7 protein-coding genes are annotated in these 10,201 nt (G+C 38.7%); 5 read left to right on the forward strand and 2 right to left on the reverse strand.

The genetic code is table 11. The features are described 5' to 3' along the window. Nucleotides 1–327: 327 nt before the first annotated feature. Both MUW74_RS01040 and MUW74_RS01045 read right to left on the reverse strand, forming a co-directional pair. Nucleotides 328–966, reverse strand: coding sequence for a DapH/DapD/GlmU-related protein (locus MUW74_RS01040; protein WP_243517449.1), 639 nt, complete (start codon nucleotides 964–966; stop codon nucleotides 328–330). A gap of 302 nt (nucleotides 967–1,268) precedes the next feature. Next, entirely contained in the window at nucleotides 1,269–2,762 is a 1,494-nt protein-coding gene (locus MUW74_RS01045) for an NTP/NDP exchange transporter (RefSeq protein WP_243553021.1), read from the reverse strand. A 193-nt stretch (nucleotides 2,763–2,955) separates the two neighbouring features. Here MUW74_RS01045 and MUW74_RS01050 point away from each other — a divergent pair, with 193 nt between their 5' ends. From MUW74_RS01050 to dprA, 5 genes are all read left to right on the forward strand, one after another. After that, nucleotides 2,956–5,157 carry a hypothetical protein gene (locus MUW74_RS01050; RefSeq protein WP_243517462.1) on the forward strand — a complete coding sequence of 734 codons (2,202 nt, stop codon included), beginning with the start codon at nucleotides 2,956–2,958 and terminating at the stop codon, nucleotides 5,155–5,157. 172 nt (nucleotides 5,158–5,329) lie between these two features. Beyond that, nucleotides 5,330–7,246 (forward strand): molecular chaperone DnaK, encoded by a 1,917-nt coding sequence (gene dnaK, locus MUW74_RS01055; protein ID WP_243517464.1) that lies wholly within the window; start codon nucleotides 5,330–5,332, stop codon nucleotides 7,244–7,246. 189 nt (nucleotides 7,247–7,435) lie between these two features. After that, on the forward strand, nucleotides 7,436–8,407 hold the full coding sequence (locus MUW74_RS01060) for a peptidoglycan DD-metalloendopeptidase family protein (protein WP_243517466.1): 972 nt from the start codon (nucleotides 7,436–7,438) through the stop codon (nucleotides 8,405–8,407). A gap of 46 nt (nucleotides 8,408–8,453) precedes the next feature. Then, a complete protein-coding gene (locus MUW74_RS01065; protein WP_243517469.1) occupies nucleotides 8,454–8,777 on the forward strand; it encodes a MerR family transcriptional regulator in 324 nt (107 codons plus the stop codon). Next, nucleotides 8,774–9,919, forward strand: a complete 1,146-nt coding sequence (gene dprA, locus MUW74_RS01070; RefSeq protein ID WP_243517470.1) for a DNA-processing protein DprA — start codon at nucleotides 8,774–8,776, stop codon at nucleotides 9,917–9,919. Before MUW74_RS01065 ends, dprA begins: the two co-directional genes overlap by 4 nt. Nucleotides 9,920–10,201 lie beyond the last annotated feature (282 nt).

The raw sequence follows: 10,201 nt of genomic DNA on the forward strand, positions 1-10,201 counted from the left end.
AAGAAAGTAACCAAAAAATCAAGCCCTGTGCAAAAAACTGCTATAAGCTGAGCTTTCTGATCGCAGCTTTTTACAAGTGGCGTTTTTATATATCATTGAATGTAGTAATCAATTAAATATATATCTTAAGTTGACGCCATTGGGTGAACGGAAACAAAGGTTCCGGAAAGCGCAACTATTTTACAAGGGGCGTTTTTGGGGTGTACTTGTGCCACACTAGTGAATGGATACAAAAAACTATATGCAATCCAGTTGCTTAGACGAATTGTGGCAAGGCCACGCACAAAAAGAAAAAACGTCTCTTGTAAAATAGTGGATAAAGAAGCCTTATTGTTGAATAGACTTGGCTGGATTCCCCAGTAACACATCACCACGTTTAACATTTCCTAAAACAACCGATCCTGCACCAATGCTAGCCCCTTTTTGAATCGTAACCCCCGGAATAATGCTAGCACCTATGCCAATAAAGACATCCTCTTCTACCGTTACATGCTCTCCAATAATACTACCCGCCCCTATCTCTACCCAATCATGAATATGCGTTTCTGCTTGAATAATGACCCCATTGTGTAAGATGGTGTGATTACCTACAGTTACATCTGAAGCCAAACAAACCTGTGCCCCTATGTAGTTGCCTTGACCTAGTTGAACCGTATCAGCTATAATAGCAGATGGATGAACCGCCGATATAGGAGTAGATTTTTGTTGCGCTAATAAAAAATTTAAACAGCTTTTTCGTTTTTGCATATGGCGATAGGCTATAAAAGCAGCACATTCTTGATTCAGTAACGCTAAAAACCTTGGATCATTGGTCGTCCCTAAAATAGGTATGTTATGCAGGGTAGTATCATGCCATCTTACTTCATCCTCTAAAATGCCATAAACGATTAAGTTGTTTTTCTCAAATATATCTAAGGCCCCTTTGGTAAGATCACACATACCAAAAACAATTACACTCTTGTGCATATAATTTTATTAAAGTTTAAGATTAATGGTTCTATTGTAGAAAAATAGTATACTTTTAGATTCATAATGATGTTCAAAGCATAAAATAGAGGAACCTAATATAAAAGAATTTGGGTTTTCAGTAAAAATCTATCTATTCAGCCCTATGGCAGGCAAAAAAAAGTAAGTGAATGGACACAAAGAAAAAAATGGATAAAAAACTTTTTTACTAAAATGGTGAACAACCAGTTAATTACTGGCTATTGCTGCAGCCATTACGCTCCGGAATTGATAGTAGAGAGCCAGTAGCAAAGCGCAGTTTTTTAACTTCCCTTCGCTTCTTGTTCTTCTAGCATATGTAATTCCTTACTCACATTACCGGTTGCTCGATACCAAATAATAGTAGTTAGCAACAAGAAACATAATAATATACCTGAAAGAGATTGAATGCTATTGGTCCGAAGTAATTCAAGTAATGCAATTTGAATCCAGGAAGATCCTGCTTTGCCCAAACGGGAACCTAATAGATCTACAGTAGCTTTTCCTTTAATTTTTGTTTCTATATCAAGTGGAATATAAGCCATTTGCGTCGTTTTATCAAAAAAAGCATATTTGATCGATTTGACTGCTATATTATGAATACCACCAAAAATTACCAGGTATAAAACTAATTTGGAACCAATCCAATTGGTCAAATAAGGCACGTTATTTTTACTATAACTCATTAAAAAGAAAAAAGCACCCATACATCCAATGATAGCTGGTGCAATGCGTGCAGTTGTTTGCCATCCAAATTTTCTTAGAATACCTCCACTAAAGAAAAGAGAGATGACCAAGGCAATAATACCTGTCCAAAAATTTAGTTCTGATATAAAACTTTGATAATCTACTGCTTTTGGAAAAGCTTCTTTGAGATAAGATTTCCAAGTGCCTTCTACAATGTTTATGGAGAGCCCGCAAGCAACCACCATAACGGCTATATTACGTATATAACGGGAAGCAGCCACATGCTTGAGGCTCCCCCAGAGGGATAGACGTAGTACCTGAGGGGCCTTTCGGTTGGTACTATTGAGATCTGGTTTTAGGATATGATTGGCCAACCAATAGGTAAATAAAATAGCTAGGCAGCAGTAAGCCACATAGGCTATTAAGGCTTGCACCGTGCAGACAAAGTCACCATGGCTATATTTTTTGGTATAAGCTAATACGAGTGGCCCTGTAATAATTAGTGCCACATCGCCTGCAGCAATTAAAATGGCATAGCATCGCTTGGCATCTTCCATCTTGCAAACATTATTCACAAAACTCCAATAGAGTAACATAAGAGCTACTTGGCCCCAAAGCTCTGCCACTACGAAAAATAGGACATGAATCCAATGGCGGAAAACAGCAATCCAATGCAAATACTTGCCACCTGTATAGCCATTTAACCAATCTGCCATCGCATAAGGGCTAACCTTTGTTGCATGGGGATACAATACAAAACCGTATAAAAGAATCAAACCTAAAAAAAAGAGAATGGTACTGTAAAAGAGGGTAGTCTGCTTTAAGCAATTGTTTAGTTTGGTATACAGTAGCACTACTGCTATCGAAATCGGAAAGATGATCGAACCTTTTATGATGGGAATAACCTCAGCAGCTGAGTGGTTAGCTGTGACCAGCACAGTATCCTTGAGTGCCGTTAAAATACAGTAAACAAAAGAAATGAGAAATTTTAAAAGCAGCAGCAGAAAGATTTTTTGTTTTTCCCCTTTTTTTATCGGAAAAATAATTTGTAACCATTTTTTAAACCACGATAAAGATGTAAAATGGGACATAGTGGTTTGGTAAATAAAAAGGTTGCTTTCGCGGTGCAATTTAGTAAAAATTTATAAATTTTCCATATCTTTTCCCTTAAAACTAGTAGTTGTAGTAACAATTTATTTTTTTTTCATAGCTTTATTCTCCTGGTAGCTAGTTTTATCTAGCCAAGCTTGGTAAATAATTTAACTTATAAATCTTCCCTTTTTTATGCGTATTATTTCAGCACTACTATTATTTATCTTTTGCCTCCCGGTCTCTGTTGGGGCTGTGCAAAGCCCCTCATCCATGGCTACACAGTTAGCTGATTGCTACTTAAAATCATTTACTGAAGGGGCAGCCGCTTTGCCCAAGAAAGATCAAGCCAAAAAAACAAAACCATCGGACATCAATATTACCGACACGCATCTTTCACCGAGAACAGAACGGGCTGTAGTATTCAATCAAATCTTTGCTAAAAGTAATTTTTACAACGATTATTATAAACAAGCTAGTAGCCTATTGAACCCATATGCTTGGAACGATTTGCATCTTTTTTGTGGCACGACTACTACGCCAGCTTATCATTTTTTCTCCAGGATTAATAAAGCCATTACTGTTTTAGGAGAAGCAGCGCTTGCTTCACTGCTGGCTGCACCGGTTGCTAGCATGGAGTCGCTTAGCAGACGCCAGCGATACATAGATTTTTTCTGCCAGAATAAGGAACTAGCTAGTGATATAAAAACTCAGATACAAAATTATAAATCATCTGAAAAAAACATGCTCTCTTTTTGGACTGAAACAGATCCGCTCTATGGTGAAGCATATAATAAATATTTGACTGGTCTATTTTATACCAAGTCTCCTACTTCCAATAAATTGGCTAGTTCGTTACAAACCAGAAAAATACTTTTGCGAGATATTTGGAATATTTACTCTAATTACGTGTGGTATCCTTTAGTTATTGGTATTCCTAGCACAGAAATAATGACTCCGCTGCTAAATATAACACGTAAACAATGCTATAAGTATTTTTTCCCTCTGTTTGTACCAATATATAATTTTATCCGTATGAGAGATATGGCAGACGGGTTAGTACAAAGCAACAATCTAAATAAAGAGGCTATTAATGAAAATTTTAAGAATCAGTCAATGGCCTTAAAAAGCATTTACTACATATATTCCGGTTGGATAACTATACACTCTCTCTATCAATACTACATGGGATATAGTAACTATAAAGAGTATGCAGGTGTTTTGAGGCATCTTGCCTTGCGTATGGCCGACGTCCAAACCTTTTTGGTAACAGCTCAAAAAGTCAATGAATTGGTTCAGAAAAATAGTGATTTAGAAGCCTTATATGGCCCACAACTTAAGCCGATAAGGGACCTCTTAGCACGTTCAAAAGAATCTTCTGAGGTGGGTAATTTGTTGCGTTATCTACAGGAACTACCGCTGCGTTCTTGGTCGTATCTTTGGAATCATGCTGGGAAGCTATTGGCTAGCTACAAACTTTTTGTAGAACATAAAGCTAGTTTCCATGATGCTATGTATGCCTTAGGGGAGCTAGATGCCTTTTTATCTATAGCCACGCTTATGCAAGAAACCGCTGCTATGAATGGGCCACATGGCTATACCTTTACCAAGTTTTTGTCACCTAAAACCTATACCAAGCCCCGGCTGGCTATTGCTGGTATGTGGAACCCGATGTTAAACCCCAGTGAAGCTGTTGGTAATGATGTAATGATGGGTCAAGCTACTCAAACACAAACGATTGTTTTAACCGGTCCGAATGCAGGGGGTAAGTCTACCTTTTTAACGGGTGTGGCCACAACTGTTTTGTTAAGTCAAACTTTTGGTATAGCACCTGCTAAGTCCTGTGAAATGACACTTTTTAGCAAAATCAATACCTACATCGATATTACCGATGATATTGCAGCTGGTAAGTCACTCTTTGTGGCAGAAGTAGATCGATTTCACTCTCATTTGAGGATATTAAAAAGATTAAAAGAAAGTGAGTTTAGTTTTTCCATTTTTGATGAACCTTTTAATGGCACCAATCCAGTGGAAGGCGGGGCAGCAGAGTACTCTGTCTTAAACTATATTGCCCAATATAGGAACGCCCTAAACATTGTGGCTACCCACTATCCAATTGTTATGCTTTTGGAAGAAAGGGAACCAAAAAAAGGCTTTAAAAACTATAAAGTTTATATCAAGTCTGTAGGCAAAGATGGTAAAATTCACTACACCTATAAAGTAGTCCCTGGTGCTTCTAATCAAACGATTGCCATAGATATATTGGCAGAACAGGGGTATGCAACTGAAATGTTGGAACAAGCTAGAGATATTATCAGTCACCCAGAAGCGTATAATAAAAACTTTTCAAATAGTGCAGCAGATCCAAAACGACCTAAGAAAAACGCTCGTAAATAATTCCCCTACTTGTTATGCAGTATATTGTTCCAGGTTATGTCATTTTGACATAGCCTGGAACAGATTAGTTCATTTGGCATGGACTTTGTAGCACCCCTATATGTAATAGCGCTAAATAAATGGCTCTATCAGTAAAGGAAACAATCAAATACAAATAAAATAGAAATTAGCAATGGGAAAAATAATTGGAATCGATTTAGGAACCACCAACTCCTGTGTTGCCGTTATGGAGGGTAACGAGCCAGTAGTGATTCCTAATAACGAAGGTAAAAGAACTACACCATCTGTAGTTGCTTTTTTAAATGGTGGAAAGGGGGAGCGAAAAGTAGGCGATCCTGCTAAGCGCCAAGCCATTATAAATCCGCATAATACCATAAGCTCTATTAAGCGTTTTATGGGTAAAGGCTATAATAGTGTCGCTAATGAGCTTAACGAAGTTGCCTATCAGGTAGAAAGTGGTGCCAACAATACCGTCCGTGTACGGATTGGTGATCGCCTCTATACACCTCAAGAGATTTCTGCTATTATTCTGCAAAAGATGAAAAGTGCTGCAGAGGATTACCTAGGTACTACCGTTACAGAGGCCGTTATTACCGTTCCTGCTTATTTTAATGATGCAGAACGACAAGCCACTAAAGAGGCGGGCGAAATCGCTGGCTTAGCTGTAAAACGCATTATTAATGAGCCAACTGCTGCGGCTTTAGCCTATGGTCTAGACAAAAAAAATAAGGATATCACCATCGCTGTCTTTGACCTTGGAGGTGGTACCTTTGACATTTCTATTTTAGAGCTTGGTGATGGGGTTTTTGAAGTTAAATCTACCAATGGAGATATCCACTTAGGTGGGGATGATTTTGACCAAAAAATAACAGATTGGCTTGCAGATAGTTTTCAAAAAGAACAAGGCGTTGATTTAAGAAAAGATCCAACTGCACTACAACGCCTGAGAGAGGCTGCTGAAAAAGCTAAAATTGAGCTTTCTAGTGCAACCACTACGGAGATTAATCTTCCCTATATTACTGCCGTTGATGGAGTCCCTAAACACCTCGTACAACAACTATCTAGGGCACAGTTTGAAAAATTAGTAGATGACTTAGTAAAACGTACCCTAACACCTTGTCAGCAAGCTTTAAAAGATGCTTTTGGTGATACATCTGATCCACAGAGTAAAATTCATGAAGTTATTTTAGTAGGTGGGTCTACCCGCATACCAAAGATTCAAGAAGAAGTAGAGCGCTTTTTTGGTAAAAAACCTTCCAAAGGGGTCAATCCTGATGAAGTAGTAGCCGTAGGAGCCGCTATCCAAGGGGGTGTACTAACCGGAGAAGTAAAAGATGTTTTATTGCTTGACGTTATTCCATTATCGTTAGGTATTGAAACATTAGGAGGGGTTTTTACCAAGTTAATTGAGGCTAATACTACTATTCCAACAAGAAAATCAGAAGTTTTTTCAACAGCTTCAGACAACCAATCTTCTGTTATCGTCCATGTGCTACAAGGCAATAGACCCATGGCCAAACATAATCGTACGATTGGTCAGTTTCATTTATCTGATATACCACCTGCTCCAAAAGGCGTTCCACAAATAGAAGTTGCTTTTGATGTAGATGCCAATGGTATATTGCATGTTTCTGCAAAAGATAGAGGTACTGGTAAAGAACAAAAGATTCGAATCGAAGCCTCATCTGGCTTAACCGAAGATGAAATCAAGCGCATGAGAGAGGAAGCAGAAGTTAATGCAGCTGCAGATAAAGCAGAAAAGGAGCAAATCGATAAAATTAATCAAGCCGACTCCTTTATATTTGAGGTAGAAAAACAACTCAAAGAGCTAGGTGATAAAATCAATGAAGAAGATAGAAAAAATATAGAACCCGCTTTGGCAGATTTGAAAAAAGCACATGTAGAAAAAGATATTCCGGCTATTGATGCTGGATTAGAGGCTCTAAACAAAGTTTGGAGTGAAGTCATGGCTAAGGTCTACCAAAAATCGCAGGCTACCGAACAAGGCGCTACTGCGACTGCAGGACAAGAAGGTGCTACAGACGGTAATAGTAATGTAACAGATGCTGAATTTGAAGAAGTAAAATAAATATGCTTTATATTTTTCTCCTGTTAGGAGCGACTTTCTAATGCCTTTTTAGGGAGTCGCTTTTGTATATTTAAACCTAGAAACAATCAACATTCGTGCTTCCAATTCCCTGTATGATTTGTTTATTCTCCTCAATTTTACTAAATTCAAGTACCCTGGGTGTGCGTATCCTGTCATTATATATTCTTTATGCTTAAAACCAAGTATTATTATAACCCCGCTACTTGTAGCTATGAGCGTGCACATACATCTACATTGGTGCTTATCTTACGCAGTTGTCTATTTATATTTTTTTCGGTAGGGCTAGCGGTTGTTATAGTGAGGTATTATCAAGGTCATTTTATTTCACCGAGAGAGGAAGAACTATTACGTAATAAGCAAGAGCTTGAGACTTATTACTATGATGTCCAAAAAAAAATAGAAAATAGTACGGCACTCTTAGCTACCTTGCAACAACAGGATGATGATTTATATAGAGTATTGTTAAATGCACCTCCCCTTTCTGCTACAGAGCGTAATGCGGGCATTGGAGGTGTAAATAAATATGCCCATTTAGGGAAAGGTACCTTAATTGTTGAAACTTTGTCTAAAGTAGATCAACTCATTAGTCAGTTGAAAATTCAAAAGAAATCTTACGATCAAATATGGAGTCTGGCAAAAAGACATAGGGGCAGATTGCGATCTATGCCTACCTTACCACCCGTTGCTAAGGAACACTTGAAAAGAATATCTGGCCATTTTGGTATGCGCCCCCACCCAATCTTTAAAATACTCAGGATGCACGAAGGTGTTGATTTTGCAGCTCCTATCCGTACACCCATCTATGCTGCTGCAGATGGGTATGTTAAATGGATTCAAGAACATAAAAGAGGGTATGGTAATCACGTGCTTATTGAGCATGGTAATGGCTTTCAAACCCATTATGCTCATATGCATACCATCATGATTAAACAAGGGCAGCGCATAACTAGGGGGCAGCAGATTGGTACAGTTGGCAATTCTGGCGATGCAACTGGCCCTCACCTTCACTATGAGGTCTATTGCAATGGACGTCGTGTAAATCCAGTTCAATATTTTGTAGGAGAGCTTACTGCTGCTGAATATGAAGCAATTCGTAAGCAAGCAGCTCATCCAACACAAGCCCTTTGTTCAAACTTTTAGGCTGGCTTAGTCATAAAAAGCTTTGTACTTACTTTTTTCTGGATAAATGGAAAAAAAGTATTTTACCATCCAAGAGGTAGCCCGTCATTTTGGTGTAGCTCCTTCTTTAATACGTTTTTGGGAAAAAGCTTTTAGTGGTATTCTTCAACCAACTAAAAACAGCAAAGGAGCTAGAAGGTATCAAGAAAAAGATATCGCTCAATTGCGGTATATCTATACGCTTGTTAAAGAAAAAGGATATAATTTAGCAGGTGCACGCAAAGTAATCCAGAAACATAGTATTGCGCCGACCATTACCCCAGCAGAGGTCGTTGAACGATTGCATGGCTTACGTGATTTTTTAATTGCTTTAAAGAAAGATTCTATATGATTGCCCCGATCACTTCAGCAGAAAAGCACTATCGGTTGGCACTCTTATTGGTACCAGGTATAGGCTGTGCTCGGTTAAAAAAATTATTGGCCTATTTCGGCAGCGCGCAAGCAGTATTTACCGCCGCACATCAAGGCAATCGTTTGCTTCCCTATAAAATAGCCCAAGCTATCGCCTCAGGCAGTAACCTGGACCAGGCAGAAAAAATGCTAGAATTGCATCAAGCAGCCGGCATTCAGTTGCTAACAACAGGGGAAGAGGATTATCCCAAACGATTGTTAGACTTACCAGATAGGCCTTCTATTCTTTATTATAAAGGGCAAACCCTATTGAATCAACAGCGAGTAGTAGCCATTGTGGGAACGAGACAATTAACATCTTATGGCCAAGCATCCATTACCAAATTCTTAGAACAACTACTCCCCTATCAGCCGCTTGTGGTGAGTGGACTAGCCTATGGAGCAGATATATGGGCCCATAAACAAGCACTAGAGATGGGGCTCGCTACAGTAGCCGTTTTGCCAACCAGCGTGAATGAAATCTACCCTACTGCACACAAAAAAATAGCGATGGAAATGTGCAGCTCTAGAGGAGGTTTAATCGCAGAATACCCCATAGGCAGTGGACTAGGTGCCCATACTTTTGTGGCACGCAATAGAATTTTAGCTGGCCTAGCAGATGTAACCATAGTGATTGAGGCCAAAGAAAAAAGTGGTGCATTGATCACTGCCTATTATGCCAATAATTACCACCGGGAGGTGTTTGCATTACCAGGTAGTATCTATTCAGATACTTCTGCAGGATGCCATCGATTGATCAAACGCAATCAAGCCCACCTGCTGACCCATATCAGTGACTTAGCCTATATCATGAACTGGGAAGTGCATGCTCCATCCCAATCGAATATTTATCCTAACTATCCACTTACAAGCTCAGAACAGATAATTTTAAAACAGTTTGAGCAGTCAGTCGAACCAATAGCTATTGATAACCTAATCGATGCTACCGCTTTGCCAACCGGAGAAGTACAAGCGGCTTTATTATCGCTTGAATTACAAGGGTTATTGCGTGCATTACCCGGTAAGCGTTTTATAGTAGCACCTATATATAAACGTCAGGTGGGGGTTAATATAGTAGACTGATTTATTAAAACAAATTTTTATTAAGCTTGTTTCCTACTTTTTGGTCAAGCAAAGGTATCTATGCATCATTTTGTCAAGACCACGCATAAAAAGAAAAAAACTCCTTGTAAAATGTTGCGATCAGCAATCACCCATTAGAAGTGATTAGAAAAAACAGCTTGTTTGAACCCAAGCAGCGGGTAACTTCTGTTTTTACAGCTCTAATACGTGATTGCCACAACTTTTTACAGCGGGTTTGATTTTTTGTCCACTTTCTTATCAAGAAAAGTAAGATAAAAATTC

Source organism: Candidatus Cardinium sp. cBcalN2 (assembly GCF_022810445.1).
Taxonomy (GTDB): Bacteria; Bacteroidota; Bacteroidia; order Cytophagales; family Amoebophilaceae; genus Cardinium.

What these genes read in the sequence shown, in the direction of transcription:
- MUW74_RS01060 (WP_243517466.1), top strand. Translation starts at nt 7,436, where the DNA reads ATGCTTAAAACCAAGTATTATTATAACCCCGCTACTTGTAGCTATGAG.
- MUW74_RS01040 (WP_243517449.1), bottom strand. Translation starts at nt 966, where the DNA reads ATGCACAAGAGTGTAATTGTTTTTGGTATGTGTGATCTTACCAAAGGG.
- dnaK (WP_243517464.1), top strand. Translation starts at nt 5,330, where the DNA reads ATGGGAAAAATAATTGGAATCGATTTAGGAACCACCAACTCCTGTGTT.
- MUW74_RS01045 (WP_243553021.1), bottom strand. Translation starts at nt 2,762, where the DNA reads ATGTCCCATTTTACATCTTTATCGTGGTTTAAAAAATGGTTACAAATT.
- dprA (WP_243517470.1), top strand. Translation starts at nt 8,774, where the DNA reads ATGATTGCCCCGATCACTTCAGCAGAAAAGCACTATCGGTTGGCACTC.
- MUW74_RS01050 (WP_243517462.1), top strand. Translation starts at nt 2,956, where the DNA reads ATGCGTATTATTTCAGCACTACTATTATTTATCTTTTGCCTCCCGGTC.
- MUW74_RS01065 (WP_243517469.1), top strand. Translation starts at nt 8,454, where the DNA reads ATGGAAAAAAAGTATTTTACCATCCAAGAGGTAGCCCGTCATTTTGGT.